Consider the following 15,516-nt stretch of genomic DNA (forward strand, 5'->3'; position numbering starts at 1 on the left):
CCGGCATCACTCGGCGGGCATCGCGGCCGCCCGGCGGCTGCGCGCATCCGCCTGGGCCGACCCGGCGCAGAGCAGCGACAGCCCCAGCAGCGCCGCCACCACCGGCAGCACGAGTTGCGGGTAGCCCATGTCGATCAGGAAGCCGAGCGGCACCGGCGTGATCGCCCCGCCCAGCGGCAGGCCGGAGGAGACGAAGCCGAACACCTTGCCGATCTGCCCGGGGGGCGAGGCATCCTTCAGCATCACGTCGCGCGGCGTGCGGGACGCCCCCATGGCGAGCCCGCCCAACAGCCCCACCACCGGCAGCACGAATTCCGGCATCGGCATCAGGCCGAGCGCGAGGATCATCGCCATGGCGAAGCCCGTCAGCACCACGACGAAGCCGATCAGGTTGCGCTTGGACGTATCGGCCACCCAGCCGCCCACCAGCGTGCCTGCCGTCGCGCCGATCATGTAGCCGGTCAGCACGGTCGAGGCGACCGCGACCGGCGTCCCCCACAGCTTGCCCAGCACCGTGATGACGAAGGCCTGGATGCCCGACCCCGCCATGGAGGAGAGGAGGAAGAAGCCGAAGAACAGCAGGATGGGGCGGGAGAGCAGGATCTCGCGCCCCGTCGGCCCGTCCTCGGCCTTCTTCGGCTTGGCCTGGTCTTGCAGGATGCGGCTCTGCACCACGATCGCCGCGACCACCGGCACGCCAAGCAGCCCGACGAGAAGCAGCGACCAGCGCCAGCCCATGGTCGCGGCGAGCAGCGCGATCACAGGCGGCGCCAGCGCGAAGCCGAGGTTGCCCGTGAAGGTGTGCAGCGCGAAGGCGCGCCCCATCCGCGCCTTATCGATCGACCCCGCGAGGATCGCATAGTCCGCCGGATGGATCACCGAATTGCCCACGCCCGAGAGGATCGCCAGCAGCCAGATCGCCCAGATCCCTGGCGCGGCCGCCATGGCCGAGACCGAGAGCGCCATCAGCAGCGTCCCGCCCACCAGGAAGGGCCGCGCCCCGTGCTTGTCCACCAGGAAGCCGACCGGCGTCTGCAGCAGCGCCGTGGTCCCCGACATCAGCGCGACGGCCAGGCCCAGCTCCGCGAAGGAGACGTCGAATTCCGCCCGCCAGAACAGGAACAGCGGCGGCAGGCACAGCATGTAGAAGTGCGACAGGAAGTGCCCGGTGCCGATCAGCGTGATGATGCGGGCGTCGCGGCCCATGCCGGGGGTGGGATCGGCGCTCATCGGGTCCGCCCTGTGAAATCCGTCACAACGCTGGGCGCGGGACGCTTTCCCGTCAATCTCCGCCATGCCTAACATTCCGGCCATGAGAATGGCCCGGACCATCACCCTCGTTCTGCTGGGCGGCGGCGTGGTGCTGGGCGGCGCCACGATGCTCATGAGCAACCCCGCCGCGCGGGACCGCCAGCGCGCCTGCCAGGAAGCCCGCGGCGCCGGCCGCGCGGACGCCGATCAGATCTGCGCCGGGGCGAGTTCGGGCCGCGGCTACCATGGCGGCAGCGGCGCCTGGTTCTTCGGGCGCAGCGGCAGCGGGACCAACACCTCCGGAGGCTCGGCCCTGGTCGGGTCGGGCGGCTTCCGCACCGCCGCGGTCACCTCCTCCCGCGGGGGGTTCGGCTCCACCGCGCGGGGCTTCTCCTCCTCGGGGTCCTGAGGGGGTGGAGCGCCGGCGCCTCGACCCCCGCCCCGACCGGCGCGACCGCGCCCGCCGGATGGGCTTCGCCTTCGCCGACATCGAGGGCGAGGCCTATTGGGACGAGAGCGCCTATTACCGCTTCACCGAGGATGAGGTGGACGTCCTCGAGGCCGCGACGGGCGAGATCGAGCGCATCAGCCGCGAGGCGGTCGCCTATGCCGTGGCGAACGACCTCAACGAGCCCCTCGGCATCCCGCCCGGCGCCTGGCCGATCGCCAAGCGATCCTGGGAACGGGGCGAGCCCTCCCTCTATGGCCGGATCGACCTGCGCTGGGACGGCACCGGAGCGCCGAAGCTGTTGGAATACAACGCCGACACGCCCACCGCGCTGTTCGAGGCAGCCGTGGTGCAGTGGGAATGGCTGCAATGCCTCGATGACGGCCATGGCCCGGACAACCACGACCAGTTCAATGGCCTGCACGAGGCGCTGATCGAGGCCTGGCCGCGGCTCGGCCTACCGCCGACCGTCCATTTCTGCTGCCACGCCGAGAGCGTCGAGGACCGCGGCACCGTCGATTACCTCCGCGACACCGCCATGCAAGCGGGCTTCGACGCGCCCTTCCTCGCGATGGAGGAGATCGGCTGGAACGGCGTGGACTTCACCGACCTCGAGGAACGCCCGATCGAGGCGATGTTCAAGCTCTACCCCTGGGACTGGCTGCTGCGGGAGGCCTTCGGCGCCGACATCCCCCACGCCCGCACCCGCTGGATCGAGCCCGCCTGGCGCCTGATCCCGGCGAGCAAGGCCTTCCTCTCCCTGCTCTGGCACCTCTACCCGGACCATCCGAACCTGCTCGCGGCCTTCCTCGAGCCCGGCAGGACCGGCAAGCCCGAGATCGTCAAGCCGCTCTGGGGCCGGGAGGGGTCGAACATCTCCGCCCCCGGCATCGAGACCGACGGCCCCTACGCCGACCAGCCGCGGGTCTGGCAGGAATATGCCGAGTTGCCCGTCTTCGGTGGCCGCTACCCGGTGCTGGGCTCCTGGATCATCGCCGGCGAACCGCGCGGGCTCGGCATCCGGGAGGATGCGACGCCGGTGACGCGCGACACCAGCCGCTTCGTGCCGCACCTGTTCGACTGATCCTGGGGGGAAGACCATGACGAGCCTCGCCACCCTGCCCGGCTTCCTGACCCATTTCATCGCGGGCATCGCGCTCGTCTGGGTCGGTGGCTGGATCTATTGCCGCATCACGCCGCAGGACGAGGTGGCGCTGATCCGCCAGGGCAACACCGCGGCCGCCATCGCCTTCACCGGCGCGCTGATCGGCCTCGCCATCCCGGTCGGCGCCTCGGTGTCGAACTCGGCGAACCTGGTCGATGCGGCGGTGTGGGGGCTGATCGCGCTGATCGCGCAGCTCGGCTGCTTCTTCGTGGTGACGCGGATGCTCGGCCCCGGCTGGCGGGAGGCGATGGAACAGCGCAACGAGGCGGCCGGCGCCATCGTGAAGGGCGGCGTCGCCATCGCCGTCGGCATCGTCAACGCGGCAGCGATGAGTTCCTGATGCGCCGGCGGGCGGCCCTGGCACTTCCCGCCCTGCTGCTGCTGATCCCGGCGCGCGCCCAGGCCGCCGCCTGGGAGCTCGTGACGGCGGACGAAGCGGCCGCCTCCGCCCGCGCCGGCCTGCCGCCGGTCGCGCGCAGCCTCGCCGCCGGACCGGGGCCGCGGATCGAGGTGGTGACGCCGTCCGAGACCGCCCCGCTGCGCCCGCCGCTGACCATCCGCCTGCGCTTCGCCCCCGCCCCCGGCGCCATGGTCGATCCGACGAGCTTCCGCGCGCTCTACGGCGCCTTCCGAGTCGACGTCACCGACCGGCTGCGCGCCCATGCGCGGATCGACGCCGCCGGGCTGGTGGCCGAGGAGGTCGCTCTGCCCGCCGGGCAGCACCGCATCATCCTCTCGGTCGCCGACGACCAGGGCCGGCGCGGCGAACGGGATTTCCGCCTGCGTATCGACTAGCGTCGCGAGGCGCCGGGCCATGGGCCTCACGCCCGGGGCCGTCGCGCGGATTTGACGCTGTGCGGCGCCGCACCATACAAGACGCACGCAAGGCAGGCCCCCGGCTCGGGGATCGGGGCAACCGGCCGCCTGGAGTTTCGGACCCATGTCCAAGATCACCGACGCGCGCGAGGCCGTCATGGTCGGCCGTCGCTCGGACGGCACCCTCGTCCGCCGCCCGCTCTCGCCGCATCTGCAGGCCTACGACATGATGCAGATGACGAGCGCGCTCTCCATCACCCACCGCATCACCGGCACCCTCTGGTCGATCGGGATGATCTTCCTGGTGTGGTGGCTCGTCGCCGCCGCGGCCGGAGAGGCGTCCTTCAACGGGGCGCAGTGGTTCTTCGGGTCCTTCTTCGGCGTGATCGGGCTGATGGGGCTGACCGCGGTCGCCTGGTACCACACGCTCGCCGGCGTCCGGCACCTCTACTGGGACAGCGGGCGCGGCTTCGACCTGCCGACGACCTACCTCACGGGCCGGGCGGTGCTGATCGGCACCGCGGCGCTGACGGCGCTGACCTGGCTCATCATGCTGATCACCTGGATCTGACGCCGATGGCCGCGCCGACGATACGCTCCCTCCGCTCCCCGCTCGGCCGCGTTCGCGGCCTGGGCGCCGCCAAGGGCGGCACGCATCACTGGTGGCTGCAACGCGTCACCTCGGTCGCGCTGCTGCCGCTGACCATCTGGCTGGTCTTCTCCCTGGCCCGCATGCCGGACTCGACCTGGCAGGAAGCGACCGCCTGGATCGGCCGGCCCTTCAACGCGGTGCTGCTGCTCGCCTTCCTCGCCGCCGCCTTCCACCACATGGCCTACGGCCTGCAGGAAGTGGTCGAGGACTATGTGCGTGGCGAGCTCGCCAAGGTCGGCGCGCTGCTGGCGCTGAAGGGTGCCTGCTTCCTGCTGTGGCTGTCGGCCACGCTCGCGGTGCTGCGCATCGCGATCTGACGACCCCTGGCGAATTCGCCAGGGATGACAAGCTTGGGTGCATGGATGACGACCGCGGGACGGGGGATCCTCTCCCCGCCGCGGTGAAGAACGAGACGGAAGCGATGAACGCGATCAGCAAGCCTTCCAACGGCGCCTACCGCATCGTCGACCACACCTATGACGTGGTGGTGGTCGGCGCCGGCGGCGCCGGCCTGCGCGCCACCTTCGGCATGGGTGCCGCCGGCCTCAAGACCGCCTGCATCACCAAGGTCTTCCCCACGCGCTCCCACACCGTCGCCGCGCAGGGCGGCGTCGGTGCCGCGCTCGGCAACATGGGCGAGGACGACTGGCGCTGGCACATGTACGACACCGTGAAGGGGTCGGACTGGCTCGGCGACCAGGACGCCATCGAGTACATGTGCCGCGAAGCGATCCCCGCGATCATCGAGCTCGAGCACTACGGCGTGCCGTTCTCCCGCACCGAGGACGGCAAGATCTACCAGCGCCCCTTCGGCGGCCACATGAAGCACTACGGCAAGGAGCCCGCGATGCGGGCCTGCGCCGCGGCCGACCGCACGGGCCACGCGATCCTGCACACGCTCTACCAGCAGTCGCTGAAGCACAACTGCGAGTTCTTCGTGGAGTACTTCGCGCTCGACCTCATCATGGATGAGGAAGGTGCCTGCCGCGGCGTGATCGCCTGGTGCCTCGAGGACGGGTCGATCCACCGCTTCCGCGCGCAGACCACGGTGCTCGCGACCGGCGGCTATGGCCGCGCCTACTTCTCCTGCACCTCCGCGCATACCTGCACGGGCGATGGCGGCGGCATGGTGCTGCGCGCCGGCCTGCCGCTGCAGGACAACGAGTTCGTGCAGTTCCACCCGACCGGCATCTACGGCTCGGGCTGCCTGGTGACGGAAGGCGCCCGCGGCGAGGGCGGCTACCTGACGAATTCCGAGGGCGAGCGCTTCATGGAGCGCTACGCGCCGACCGCGAAGGACCTGGCGTCCCGCGACGTCGTCTCGCGCGCCATGTCGATGGAGATCCGCGAAGGGCGCGGCGTCGGTCCGCTCAAGGACCACATCCACCTGCACCTCGAGCATCTCGGCGCCGACATCCTGCATGAGCGGCTGCCCGGCATCTCCGAGACGGCGAAGATCTTCGCCGGCGTGGACGTGACGAAGGAGCCGATCCCGATGCTGCCCACCGTCCACTACAACATGGGCGGCATCCCGACGAACATCCACTGCGAGGTCCTCGCCGCCACCGGCAAGGACCAGGACAAGGTGGTGCCCGGCCTGATGGCGGTGGGTGAAGCGGCCTGCGTCTCGGTGCATGGCGCGAACCGCCTCGGCACCAATTCGCTGCTCGACCTCGTGGTGTTCGGCCGTGCCGCCGCCCACCGCGCCGCCGAGACGATCCGCCCCGGCGCGACCCAGGCCCCGCTGCCGCCCAAGGCCGGCGAGGCGTCGCTCGATCGCTTCGACCGCGTGCGCAACGCGAAGGGCTCGACCTCGGTGTCCGAGCTGCGCCTCAACATGCAGCGCACCATGCAGACCCACGCCGCGGTGTTCCGCACCTCCGAACTGCTGAAGGAGGGCGTGGAGAAGATGGACAAGGTCGCCGCCGGCTACAGCGACATCAAGATCGCCGACCGTTCCCTGGTGTGGAACAGCGACCTGATGGAAGCGCTGGAACTGGACAACCTGATCGGCAACGCGCTGACCACGGTCTACGGCGCCGATGCGCGCAAGGAATCCCGCGGCGCCCACGCGCAGGAGGACTTCCCCGAGCGCGACGACCAGAACTGGATGAAGCACACCCTGGCGCGCGTGAACGACAAGTACGCCGTCAGCCTCGACTACCGCGACGTGAAGATGCGCACGCTGACGAACGAAGTGCAGGTCTTTCCGCCGAAGCCGCGCGTGTACTGAGGATCCCGATCGATGGCGACGTTCACTCTTCCGAAGAACTCCACCGTCGGCGAGGGCCGTACCTATTCGGCGCCTGCCGGTTCGAAGAACGTCAAGTCGTTCAGGATCTACCGCTGGGATCCGGATGGCGGCGCCAACCCGCGCACCGACACCTACGAGATCGATCTCGACCAGTGCGGCCCGATGGTCCTGGACGCGCTGATCAAGATCAAGAACGAGGTCGACACCACCCTCACCTTCCGCCGGTCGTGCCGCGAGGGCATCTGCGGCTCCTGCGCGATGAACATCGACGGGCTGAACACGCTCGCCTGCCTCAAGCCGATCGATGAGGTGAAGGGCGACGTCCGCATCTCCCCGCTGCCGCACATGCCGGTGGTGAAGGACCTGGTGCCGGACCTGTCGCAGATCTACGCGCAGCTGCGCTCGGTCGAGCCCTGGCTGAAGGCCGACACCCCCCCGCCGCCCGATGGCGAGCGCCTGCAGTCCAAGGAGGAACGGGCGAAGCTCGACGGCCTCTGGGAATGCATCCTCTGCTTCTGCTGCTCGACGGCCTGCCCGTCCTATTGGTGGAACGGCGACCGCTATCTCGGCCCGGCGGTGCTGCTGCAGGCCTATCGCTGGATCTCGGACAGCCGCGACGAAGCGACCGGCGAGCGTCTCGACGCGCTCGAGGATCCGTTCAAGCTCTATCGCTGCCACACCATCATGAACTGCACCCGGACCTGCCCGAAGGGGCTGAACCCGGCGCAGGCGATCGGCGAGATCAAGAAGCTGATGGTCGAACGCCAGGGCTGACCGGCCCTTCCGGCGCCACCCGAAACGCCGCGGTCCCCGATGGGGCCGCGGCGTTTTCCGTTCCGGGGGTGGCGCATCCTCCCGCCCCGGGTCTAGCCTTTCCGGCAAGAACCCCGGGAGACAAGTCCGATGTCCATGATCGCCCGCGCCGCGCTCGCCGGCGCCATCGCCCTCACCGCGCCCGCGGTGGGCGCGCAGACGCTCACCGTCGGGTCGGCCGCGCCGGTGACGACGATCGACCCGCATTTCCACAATGTCGGGCCGAACAACGCGCTGACCATGCACATCTTCGACCGTCTGGTCGAACGCGACGGGCGCGCGCGGCCGCATCCCTCGCTGGCGGAATCCTGGCGCGTCATCTCGGACACGGTGTGGGAATTCAAGCTGCGCCAGGGCGTGACCTGGCACGACGGCCGGCCCTTCACGGCCGACGACGTGGTCTTCACCTTCTCCCGCGTGCCGAACGTGCCCAACAGCCCGGGCGGCTTCCAGGGCTTCCTGCGCGCCATCGAACGGGTGGAGGTGGTGGATCCCCACACCATCCGCCTGCACACGGCCGCGCCGCATCCGCTGATGCCCCTCGACCTCGCCTCGGTCTCCATCATCGCCCGCCACGCGGCCGAGGGCCTTGGCACCGAGGACTTCAACACCGGCCGCGCGGCGGTCGGCACCGGCCCCTATCGCCTGGTCTCCTACCGCTCCGGCGACCGGATCGAGATGGCGCGCAACGACGCCTATTTCCGCGGCGCCGAGCCCTGGGCGCGGGTGAACTACCGCATCGTCGCGAATGACGGCGCGCGCACCGCCGCCCTGCTCGCCGGCGACCTCGACATCATCGAGCAGGTGCCGACCTCCGACCTCGCGCGGCTGCGGCGCGACCCGCGCCTCACGGTCACCGAGATCGCCTCGCTGCGCACCGTCTACATGGCGCCCGACTATTCGCGCGACGGCGGCACGCCGCTCGTCACCGACAATGCCGGCAACCCGCTGCCGGTGAACCCCTTCAAGGACGTCCGCGTGCGCCGCGCCCTGTCCATGGCGATCAACCGCGACGCGCTGGTCGAACGCGTGATGGAAGGGGCGGCGACCGCCACCGCGCAATGGCTGCCCGAAGGCGCCTTCGGCTACAATCGCAACGTCCGCCCCCGCGCCTACGACCCCGAGGGCGCGAAGCGCCTGCTGGCCGAGGCCGGCTATCCCGACGGCTTCCGCATCACGCTCAACACGCCGAACGACCGCTGGCCGAACGATTCGCGCCTCGCGCAGGCGGTGGCGCAGATGTGGACGCGCATCGGCGTGCGCACCCAGGTCGATGCCGCGCCCTGGACCGCCTTCGTGCCGCGCCGCGCGCGCATCGAATACGCGATGCAGATCGGCGCCTGGGGCAGCAGCACGGGGGAAGGCTCGAACTTCCTGGTGAACACCGTCGCGACCAACAACCGCCAGCGCCTGACCGGGGCGAACAACAACGCCCGCTTCTCGAGCCCAGTCTTCGACGAGCTCGCCGCGCGCGGTTCGGCCACGCTCGACGACGAGCGGCGCGAGGCGATCTGGCACGAGGCCGTCGCGCTCTATGCCGAGGAGGAGCCGCTGATCCAGCTCGTCCAGTACGTGAACACCTGGGCGCTGCGCCGCGGCCTCACGCACGACCCGCGCATGGACGAACGGACGATCGCGATGGGGGTTCGCCGGGCTCAATAACGTCCCGGAACGTTGACGGCTCCCCGCATGCGGCGCGACGCTGCGTTCGCATTGCCGGGATCCTGACGACATGGCCGACCTCACCGCGCGGCTCCGCGCCGCCGCCACCGACCGGGGCGACGCGGCCCTCGCATTGCTGCGGGGCATGATCGCCGCGCAGCGCACCGGCGAGGCCGCGGTGCAGGCCGAGGTCGCCCGTGGCCTGGCCGGGGCGGGTGCCGAGGTGCGCAGCCTGCGCTACCGGCCCGCCGAGGTGCCGATGCGCGAGGAATTCGCCGCCGAGCCGCCGCCGGGCGAGCGCGAGAGCGTGCTCGGCCTGCTGTCGGGCACCGGTGGCGGACGCAGCCTCATCCTCTTTGCCCATCCGGACAGCGAGCCGCTGCCGGCCGCGCCTGGCTGGTCGGTCGACCCCTTCGCCGGCGTAGTACGCGACGGGCGCCTGCACGGATGGGGCGTGTCGGACGACCTGGCAGGTGTGGCGGCGATGGTCTCGGCGCTGGACGTGCTTCGCGCGGCGGGCGTCGCGCCGCGCGGGGACGTCATCGTCGCCAGCACGCCGTCCAAGCGCCATGCGCGCGGCGTTCATGCGGTGATGCACCACGGCTACCGCGCCGATGCAGCGGTCTACCTGCACCCGGCCGAATCGGGCGCGGGCATGCGGGAGGTGAAGGCCTTCGCCTGCGGCCAGATCGAGTTCCGCATCACGGTCCCCGGCCGCGCGCCCGACACCACCGAGCCCGGCCACGGCGCCTTCGCCCATCGCGGGGTGAACGCGATCGAGAAGGCCTTCGCGGTCATCGCGGCGCTGCGCGCGCTCGATGCCCATCGCGGCGCGCACGTGCACCATCCCGCGCTCGAGGCCGCGATCGGGCGCTCCACCAACCTGCTCGTCGGCGGCATCGCCGGCGGGACGCAGCGGGGGACGCGGGTGCCGACGGACTGCGTGATCTCCGGCGCGCTCGCCTTCCCGCCGGGGGAGACGCTCTCGGCCGTCCGCGCGGAGATCGAGGCCGCGGTCGCCGAGGCCGCCGCAGCCGATCCATGGCTGCGCGACCATCCGCCGCGGATCGACTTCGTCGCCGGGGTGACGGGGGCGGAGGTGCCGCTCGCGCATCCGCTGTGGTCCGCGACCGCGACCGCGATCCTCGGCCAGACCAGCGTGGAGCCCTTCATGAATCCGCTGCACACCGGCAGCGACATCCGCAACCCGGCCGTGCAGCAAGGGATTCCCTGCGTCGGCCTCGGCCCGCTCGGCGGCGACCTGACGCAGAACGGGCGGACCGACGAATGGGTGGATGTCGCCGACCACCTGCGCGCCGTGGCGGTGACGGCGGCGCTGATCGCCGAATGGTGCGGTGCCGAGGACCGGCCGGGCGCCACGATCGCCGCCGGATGACGACCGCACGCCGCAGCCGCACGGAGACACCCGCATGATCCGCCGCCGTTCCCTCATCGCCGCGGGCCCGGCCTTCGGCGCGACCCTCGCCGCCCCCGCCCTCGCGCAGGCGCCCTGGCCGAACCGCCCGATCCGACTGGTCGTGCCCTATCCGCCGGGCGGGGCGAGTGACATCGCCGGCCGCCTGCAGGCCGAGATCCTCTCGACGGGGCTTGGCGTGCCGGTGGTCGTGGACAACCGCGCCGGCGCCGGCGGCACGGTGGGATCGGCCCATGTCGCCCAGTCCGCCCCCGACGGCTACACGCTGGTCATGGCGAGCCCCTCCTCGCACCTCGGCGCGCCGCTGCTGTTTCGCAACGCCGGCTACCAGGGCGTGGACGACTTCACGGCGATCGCGACCTTCGCGACGGGCACCGCGCTCGTCTGCGTCAACCCACGCCTGCCCATCACCAACGTCCAGGAGCTGATCGCCCATGCGCGCGCACGCCCCGGGGCGCTGAACTACGGATCGGCCGGAGCGGGCGGCGCGAACCACATGCTCGGCGTGCTGTTCATGCTCCGCACCGGCGTCGAGTTCACGCATGTGCCCTATCGCGGTGCCGCGCCGGCGCTCGCGGACCTGATCGCGGGCAACATCCAGCTCGTCTTCGACAGCTTCTCGGGGATCATCGGCGCGGTGCGCGCGGGCCAGGTGCGCGCCATCGCGGTCACCAGCCCGCAGCGTTGGCCGCTCGCGCCCGAATTCCCGACCGTGCAGGAACAGGGCGTGCCCGACTACGACCTGCCGAGCTTCTCCGCCGTCATGGGCCCGCGTGGGCTGCCGGAGGAGATGGTCACGCGCATGAACCGCATCATCAATGACGGGCTGCGATCGCCGGAGATGGTCGCGCGGCTCGCGGCGAACGGCAACGCGACCTTCCCGTCCAGCCCGGCCGAGTTCGCCGCGCTGATGCGCGCGCAGCGGAACATCTGGGTCGAACTGGTGAACGTCTCCGGCGTCACGCCGCAGTGACCCTTGGCGCCGGCGGCCCCGGGACCGCCGCCGGACGCCCCTGGCGTGGCATCGGCCGAGGCCGCATGGCATGACGACGGCGACGAGGTGTGCCGCCGCCGGCCGCCGCAGCGCAGGAAGATGATCGCCATCATGCCGCGGTTCCCACGGCCCGGCGTTCATCGCCGCCCGGTCGTCACGCCATGGCATCGGCCGCCGCGCGGCCATGATTGACCTCGCGCAACCCGCGATACGGGCGCGCGTGCCAGCCTGCATGGCGCGATGCGGACCCTGCTCACGATCATCGCCGCGCTGCTTGGGATCTGGATCGCCTTCCAGATCGCGGCCTTCGTCGTCGGCATGGTCATGGTCAGCGACATGCAGCACCAGGCCCGGGACGACCTCCGCCGCATCGAAAAGGAGATGCGCCGCTAGAGGAACCCCACCGGGTCCACGTCCACCTGCACCCGGACATTCCCCGGCACCTCGACCTTGTCGAGCCAGTCCTCCAGCAGCGGCTGAACCGCGATGTCGCGCCGCGTCTTCAGCAGCAGCCGCCGACGATGCCGTCCGCGCAGGATGGCGAGCGGCGCCGGCGCCGGCCCCAGCACCTCCACCCCCTCCCCGCCCGGCGCGGCCAGGCCGAGGTCCCGCGCCGTGCGGTCGGCGGCGCGCTCGTCCTCGGAACTGACGATCAACGCCGCGAGGCGCCCGAAGGGCGGCCAATGGCCCGGCCGGCGACCATCCGCCTCGGCCTCCATGAAGGCCTCGAGGTCGCCATGCACCAGCGCCTGCATCACCGGATGCTCGGGGGCGAAGGTCTGCAGCAGGACGCGGCCCGGGCGTTCCTCGCGCCCCGCCCGGCCGGCGACCTGGTGCAGCAGCTGCACGGTCCGCTCGGCCGCGCGCAGGTCGCCGCCGGCCAGGCCAAGATCGGCATCCACCACGCCGACCAGCGTCAGGTGCGGGAAATGCCAGCCCTTGGCGACGATCTGCGTGCCGATGATGAGGTCGACCTCGCGGTGTTGGATCGCCTTCGCCGCCGCGGCCGCCGCCGCAGGACCGGGGATGGTGTCGGAGGCCATGACCAGCACCCGCGCCTCCGGCCACAGTGCCCGCGCTTCCTCGAGCACGCGCTCCACCCCCGGCCCGATCGGCACGGTGGAATGGGCGCTGCCGCATTCGGGGCAGGCTTCCGGAATCGGCTCGACATGGCCGCAATGGTGGCATTGCAGGCGGCGCTGGGCGCGATGCTCGACCAGCCAGGCGGTGCAGTTGGGGCAGCGCAGCCGGTGCCCGCAGGTGCGGCACAGCGTCATCGGCGCATAGCCGCGCCGGTTCAGGAACAGCATCGCCTGCTCGCCGCGGTCCAGCGTCTCGCCCACCGCGGCGACCAGCGCCGGGGAGAGGAAGCGCCCGCGCTCGGGCGGCGTGCGACGCAGGTCGACCGCCTCGACCGCCGGCATCTCCGCCCCGCCGTGGCGCGCGGGCAGGTGCACGGTGGCGTAGCGCCCGGTCTGCGCGTTGGTGGCGCTTTCGAGCGACGGCGTCGCGCTCGCCAGCACGCAGGCAGCCTCGGACAGCCGCGCGCGGACCACGGCCATGTCCCGCGCGTGGTAGACGACGCCTTCCTCCTGCTTGAACGCCGTCTCGTGCTCCTCGTCCACCACGATCAGGCCGAGATCCGGATAGGGCAGGAACAGGGCGGACCTCGCGCCGACGAGCACCGGTGCCGCGCCCTCGGCCACCGCCCGCCAGGTCTCCCGCCGGGTCCGTGACGTCAGTTCCGAATGCCACAGCGCCGGGGCGACGCCGAAGCGGGCCCGGAAGCGGTCGAGCCATTGCGCGGACAGCGCGATCTCCGGCAGCAGTACCAGCGCCTGACGGCCCCGGCGCAGGCATTCCGCGATGGCCTCGAAATAGACCTCGGTCTTGCCCGAGCCCGTCACGCCGGTCAGCAGCGTGGTCGAGAAGCCGTGGCGCGCGACGGCGGCACGCAGGGCGTCTGCGGCCTCGCGCTGCTCGGGCCCCAGCGCAGGGCCGGGATGGTCCGGGTCGGGGGCGGCGAAAAGGCGCCGGCGCGGCATCAGGGCGGGTTCGATCAGCCCGGCATCGGCCATGCCGCGCAGCACGGCCGGCGCGACGCCAGCAGCCTCGGCGAGTTCGCCGCCCGCCCGCGCCGCGCCATCCGCCAGCACCTCCAGCACGCGCCGGCGCATCGGCGTGGTGCGCGCGCCCGCCGGCGGCGCGGCCGCCCTGCGCCAGCCGGCCTGCGGCGCGGGGGGCTCGAGCGCCGAGGGAGCGCTCATCGCCATCCGGAGCACCGCGCCCGGCGGGCTCAGCGTATAGGCCGCGACCCAGTCGACGAAGCGGCGCAGCACCGCCGTCATGGGCGGCGCATCCAGCACCGCCTGCACGTTGCGCAGCCGGTTTTCCGACAGGCCCGGGTCGGGCTCCCCGTCCCACACCACGCCGATCGTTTCGCGCCCGCCCAGCGGCACCACGACAAAGGCGCCGGGCGTCAGGGCGAGGCCCTCCGGCACGCGGTAGTCGTAGGCGTTCCCCAAGGGCAACGGCAGCAGCACGCGCACGCGTGGCGCGGCGGCCACAGGGCCCGTTGTCACACCGCCGCGCGTTCTTTTCCCGCCCGCCATCGCCTAAGATGTGACTCTTGGCACGGCCGGCTTTGGCTCCCGACGCCAACCTGGAATCACAAGGTCCCTCACCATGAAGTTCTTCGTCGATACCGCCGACGTGGCGGAGATACGCTCCCTTGCCGAAGCCGGCCTCGTGGACGGCGTCACCACCAACCCCTCCCTGGTCGCGAAATCCGGCCGCGACTTCAAGGAGGTCATTGCGGAGATCTGCGCCATCACGCCAGGGCCCGTCAGCGCGGAAGTGACCGCCACCGACGCCGCCGGCATGATCGCCGAGGGCCGGGTGCTGCGGGCCATCGCGCCCAACGTCGCGGTGAAGGTGCCGCTGACGGAAGCGGGCCTCGTCACCTGCCGCACGCTCGCCGGCGAAGGTGCCATGGTGAACGTCACGCTCTGCTTCAGCGCGGCGCAGGCGCTGCTCGCCGCCAAGGCGGGCGCCACCTTCATATCCCCCTTCGTCGGGCGGCTCGATGACATCGCCACCGACGGCATGCGGCTGATCGCGGACATCGTGCAGATCTACCGCAACTACCCGAACCTGAAGACCGAGGTGCTGGTCGCCTCGGTCCGCCATCCGATCCACCTCGTCGAGTCCGCCAAGCTCGGCGCCCATGTCGCAACCCTTCCGCCGAACGTCATCCGGATGCTGCTGAAGCACCCGCTGACCGACCGCGGCCTGGAGGCCTTCCTGGCCGACTGGAAGAAGACGGGACAAACCATCCTGTGACCACGCGCCCCCTCCCCGCCGAAGAGATCCCGCCGGGCCCGACGGCGGAGGAGGTGGCCGCGTTCCTCGAGGCCAATCCCGGCTTCCTCGCCGAGCGCCCCGAGATCTACCGCAGCCTGCAGCCGCCCCGGCGGCTGCACGGCGAACGCTTCGCCGACCACATGGCCGCCATGCTGGACGCCGAGCGCACCCGCACCCGCGCCCTCGAGGCCGAGGTCCGCGCCGCGCTCGAGGCCGGGCGCGCCGGCGCCGGCTTCACCGTCCGCGTCCGCCTCGCGGTCCTTGCGCTGATGCGCGCGCAGGACGTGCATGAGGCGGTGACGCAGGAACTGCCCGCGCTGCTCGGCGTCGAGACCTGCACCCTCGCCGTCGAGGCCGCGCCCGCGCCGGTCTTCGCCTTCCTCCCGCTCGGCGTGCGGTCCCTCCCGCCCGGCACGGTCGGCCGGCTGATCGGCCGCGGCCGCGACGCCGTGGTGCGCCAGACGCCGGGCGACCTGAGCCTGCTCCATGGGGAGGCCGCGCCGCTCGTCCTGCGTGACGCGCTGGCCCGCGTGCCGCTCGCCGGCCCCAACCCGGCGCTGATCGCGATCGGCGCGCGCGACACCGCCGCGCTGCCGATGCGCCAGACCGTCGCGGTGCTCGCCTTCTTGGGTCGCGCCGTCGCCGCGGCGCTGTCGCGGTGAG

16 protein-coding genes are annotated in these 15,516 nt (G+C 71.8%); 14 read left to right on the forward strand and 2 right to left on the reverse strand.

All coding sequences use genetic code 11. The features are described 5' to 3' along the window. Positions 1–6: 6 nt before the first annotated feature. Positions 7–1,230: an MFS transporter gene (locus tag GWK15_RS05695; RefSeq protein ID WP_168039906.1), complete on the reverse strand. Its 1,224-nt coding sequence runs from the start codon at positions 1,228–1,230 to the stop codon at positions 7–9. Between the two features lie 88 nt (positions 1,231–1,318). Between GWK15_RS05695 and GWK15_RS25795 the strand changes: the two genes are divergently transcribed. From GWK15_RS25795 to GWK15_RS05750, 12 genes are all read left to right on the forward strand, one after another. Further along, on the forward strand, positions 1,319–1,660 hold the full coding sequence (locus GWK15_RS25795) for a hypothetical protein (RefSeq protein WP_211844032.1): 342 nt from the start codon (positions 1,319–1,321) through the stop codon (positions 1,658–1,660). A 4-nt stretch (positions 1,661–1,664) separates the two neighbouring features. Then, the gene (locus GWK15_RS05700; RefSeq protein WP_211844031.1) at positions 1,665–2,783 is read left to right on the forward strand and encodes a glutathionylspermidine synthase family protein; all 1,119 of its coding nucleotides are present in this window, start codon (positions 1,665–1,667) and stop codon (positions 2,781–2,783) included. A 16-nt stretch (positions 2,784–2,799) separates the two neighbouring features. Further along, positions 2,800–3,204 carry a DUF350 domain-containing protein gene (locus GWK15_RS05705; RefSeq protein ID WP_168039910.1) on the forward strand — a complete coding sequence of 135 codons (405 nt, stop codon included), beginning with the start codon at positions 2,800–2,802 and terminating at the stop codon, positions 3,202–3,204. Further along, positions 3,204–3,659 carry a hypothetical protein gene (locus GWK15_RS05710; protein WP_168039913.1) on the forward strand — a complete coding sequence of 152 codons (456 nt, stop codon included), beginning with the start codon at positions 3,204–3,206 and terminating at the stop codon, positions 3,657–3,659. Before GWK15_RS05705 ends, GWK15_RS05710 begins: the two co-directional genes overlap by 1 nt. A gap of 145 nt (positions 3,660–3,804) precedes the next feature. Next, positions 3,805–4,251, forward strand: a complete 447-nt coding sequence (gene sdhC, locus GWK15_RS05715; protein WP_168039915.1) for a succinate dehydrogenase, cytochrome b556 subunit — start codon at positions 3,805–3,807, stop codon at positions 4,249–4,251. 5 nt (positions 4,252–4,256) lie between these two features. After that, complete coding sequence (gene sdhD / locus GWK15_RS05720) at positions 4,257–4,649, forward strand: succinate dehydrogenase, hydrophobic membrane anchor protein (protein WP_168039917.1); 393 nt, start codon at positions 4,257–4,259, stop codon at positions 4,647–4,649. Positions 4,650–4,753: 104 nt separating this feature from the next. After that, entirely contained in the window at positions 4,754–6,565 is a 1,812-nt protein-coding gene (sdhA, locus tag GWK15_RS05725; protein WP_168040285.1) for a succinate dehydrogenase flavoprotein subunit, read from the forward strand. Between the two features lie 12 nt (positions 6,566–6,577). Beyond that, the gene (locus tag GWK15_RS05730; protein ID WP_168039919.1) at positions 6,578–7,360 is read left to right on the forward strand and encodes a succinate dehydrogenase iron-sulfur subunit; all 783 of its coding nucleotides are present in this window, start codon (positions 6,578–6,580) and stop codon (positions 7,358–7,360) included. A gap of 129 nt (positions 7,361–7,489) precedes the next feature. Continuing rightward, the gene (locus GWK15_RS05735; protein WP_168039921.1) at positions 7,490–9,061 is read left to right on the forward strand and encodes an ABC transporter substrate-binding protein; all 1,572 of its coding nucleotides are present in this window, start codon (positions 7,490–7,492) and stop codon (positions 9,059–9,061) included. 70 nt (positions 9,062–9,131) lie between these two features. Then, on the forward strand, positions 9,132–10,457 hold the full coding sequence (locus GWK15_RS05740; RefSeq protein WP_168039923.1) for a M20/M25/M40 family metallo-hydrolase: 1,326 nt from the start codon (positions 9,132–9,134) through the stop codon (positions 10,455–10,457). Positions 10,458–10,491: 34 nt separating this feature from the next. After that, positions 10,492–11,469, forward strand: a complete 978-nt coding sequence (locus GWK15_RS05745; protein WP_168039925.1) for a Bug family tripartite tricarboxylate transporter substrate binding protein — start codon at positions 10,492–10,494, stop codon at positions 11,467–11,469. A 261-nt stretch (positions 11,470–11,730) separates the two neighbouring features. Further along, a complete protein-coding gene (locus tag GWK15_RS05750; protein ID WP_168039927.1) occupies positions 11,731–11,883 on the forward strand; it encodes a hypothetical protein in 153 nt (50 codons plus the stop codon). On the opposite strand, the gene GWK15_RS05755 is transcribed toward GWK15_RS05750, so the two are convergent. Beyond that, positions 11,880–14,102, reverse strand: a complete 2,223-nt coding sequence (locus tag GWK15_RS05755; protein WP_168039929.1) for a primosomal protein N' — start codon at positions 14,100–14,102, stop codon at positions 11,880–11,882. The two genes, GWK15_RS05750 and GWK15_RS05755, sit on opposite strands and share 4 nt — an antisense overlap. A 73-nt stretch (positions 14,103–14,175) precedes the next feature. On the opposite strand from GWK15_RS05755, the gene fsa reads away from it, so the two are divergent. Both fsa and GWK15_RS05765 read left to right on the forward strand, forming a co-directional pair. Further along, entirely contained in the window at positions 14,176–14,832 is a 657-nt protein-coding gene (fsa, locus tag GWK15_RS05760; protein ID WP_168039931.1) for a fructose-6-phosphate aldolase, read from the forward strand. Next, a complete protein-coding gene (locus tag GWK15_RS05765) occupies positions 14,829–15,515 on the forward strand; it encodes a DUF484 family protein (RefSeq protein ID WP_168039933.1) in 687 nt (228 codons plus the stop codon). Before fsa ends, GWK15_RS05765 begins: the two co-directional genes overlap by 4 nt. The last annotated feature ends 1 nt before the right edge of the window (position 15,516 follow it).

Source organism: Neoroseomonas oryzicola (genome assembly GCF_012163135.1).
GTDB lineage: Bacteria > Pseudomonadota > Alphaproteobacteria > Acetobacterales > Acetobacteraceae > Neoroseomonas > Neoroseomonas oryzicola.

What these genes read in the sequence shown, in the direction of transcription:
- GWK15_RS05695 (WP_168039906.1), bottom strand. Translation starts at nt 1,230, where the DNA reads ATGAGCGCCGATCCCACCCCCGGCATGGGCCGCGACGCCCGCATCATC.
- GWK15_RS25795 (WP_211844032.1), top strand. Translation starts at nt 1,319, where the DNA reads ATGGCCCGGACCATCACCCTCGTTCTGCTGGGCGGCGGCGTGGTGCTG.
- GWK15_RS05705 (WP_168039910.1), top strand. Translation starts at nt 2,800, where the DNA reads ATGACGAGCCTCGCCACCCTGCCCGGCTTCCTGACCCATTTCATCGCG.
- GWK15_RS05710 (WP_168039913.1), top strand. Translation starts at nt 3,204, where the DNA reads ATGCGCCGGCGGGCGGCCCTGGCACTTCCCGCCCTGCTGCTGCTGATC.
- sdhC (WP_168039915.1), top strand. Translation starts at nt 3,805, where the DNA reads ATGTCCAAGATCACCGACGCGCGCGAGGCCGTCATGGTCGGCCGTCGC.
- sdhD (WP_168039917.1), top strand. Translation starts at nt 4,257, where the DNA reads ATGGCCGCGCCGACGATACGCTCCCTCCGCTCCCCGCTCGGCCGCGTT.
- sdhA (WP_168040285.1), top strand. Translation starts at nt 4,754, where the DNA reads ATGAACGCGATCAGCAAGCCTTCCAACGGCGCCTACCGCATCGTCGAC.
- GWK15_RS05730 (WP_168039919.1), top strand. Translation starts at nt 6,578, where the DNA reads ATGGCGACGTTCACTCTTCCGAAGAACTCCACCGTCGGCGAGGGCCGT.
- GWK15_RS05735 (WP_168039921.1), top strand. Translation starts at nt 7,490, where the DNA reads ATGTCCATGATCGCCCGCGCCGCGCTCGCCGGCGCCATCGCCCTCACC.
- GWK15_RS05740 (WP_168039923.1), top strand. Translation starts at nt 9,132, where the DNA reads ATGGCCGACCTCACCGCGCGGCTCCGCGCCGCCGCCACCGACCGGGGC.
- GWK15_RS05745 (WP_168039925.1), top strand. Translation starts at nt 10,492, where the DNA reads ATGATCCGCCGCCGTTCCCTCATCGCCGCGGGCCCGGCCTTCGGCGCG.
- GWK15_RS05750 (WP_168039927.1), top strand. Translation starts at nt 11,731, where the DNA reads ATGCGGACCCTGCTCACGATCATCGCCGCGCTGCTTGGGATCTGGATC.
- GWK15_RS05755 (WP_168039929.1), bottom strand. Translation starts at nt 14,102, where the DNA reads ATGGCGGGCGGGAAAAGAACGCGCGGCGGTGTGACAACGGGCCCTGTG.
- fsa (WP_168039931.1), top strand. Translation starts at nt 14,176, where the DNA reads ATGAAGTTCTTCGTCGATACCGCCGACGTGGCGGAGATACGCTCCCTT.